The following is an 832-nucleotide window of genomic DNA, read 5'->3' as shown; positions in this document are numbered from 1 at the left end:
AGGCGCGGCCGGCCGACGGGAACGCGCCGGGCCCCGCCCCGGCACCGAGCACCTTCGGCCCCCGGCCCACCGCGCACGGCCCCGTACGCCACGCGTCCCTCGGGCCGGAGGGGCCGGAGGGGCTGGCCCCGGAGCCGGTCCTCAGGCCGACCCGGTGAAGTGCTCCCGCACCAGGTCCCGGACGACGTCCAGGTCGCCCGCGATCAACGCGTCCAGGAGGACGGTGTGCTCGTGGGCGTCGGCGACCAGTTCGCCGCGATGGCGGGCGTCGGGTCCGCCGCCCACCAGGGGCCACTGCGCCCGGCGGTGCAGGTCCTCGGCGACGCCGACGAGTTGCTCGTTGCCCGCGAGTGCGAGCACCGCGCGGTGGAAGGCGCGGTCGGACTCGGCGTAGGTGGCCCGGCAGCCGGAGACGGCGGCGCGGACCGTGGCCTCGGCCAGCGGGCGCAGTTCGGCCCAGCGCGAGGCCGGCACCGTGCGGGCCAGCCGCATCATCACCGGCACCTCGATCAGCGCGCGCACCTCGGCCAGTTCGGCCAGTTCGCGGGCGCCCCGCTCGACCACCCGGAAGCCCCGGTTCGGCACGACCTCGACGGCGCCCTCCAGGGTGAGCTGCTGCATCGCCTCCCGCACGGGAGTCGCGGAGACCCCGAACCGCTCGGCGAGCACCGGCGCGGAGTACACCTCGCCGGGCCGCAGTTCGCCCGACACGAGCGCCGTGCGCAGGGCGGCGAGGACCTGCCCGCGCACCGAGGCGCGCTGGACCGTCGCACGCGGCCGGGGCAGCGGTGCCTCGCTGTGCGTGTGTTCGCCCCGGGCCGCGCCGTCACCC

Annotated in this window: 1 protein-coding gene; it reads right to left on the bottom strand. The window is 78.0% G+C overall.

From position 1 onward, the window contains the following. Positions 1 to 141: 141 nt before the first annotated feature. On the bottom strand, positions 142 to 832 hold a 691-nt coding region (locus G3I53_RS28165), incomplete at its 5' end, for a GntR family transcriptional regulator (RefSeq protein ID WP_164438918.1).

The organism is Streptomyces sp. SID14436 (genome assembly GCF_010548465.1).
In the GTDB taxonomy this organism is placed as follows: domain Bacteria; phylum Actinomycetota; class Actinomycetes; order Streptomycetales; family Streptomycetaceae; genus Streptomyces.
The sequence above is the reverse complement of the archived record's forward strand: the minus strand, read 5'-3'. Positions and strand labels throughout refer to the sequence as shown.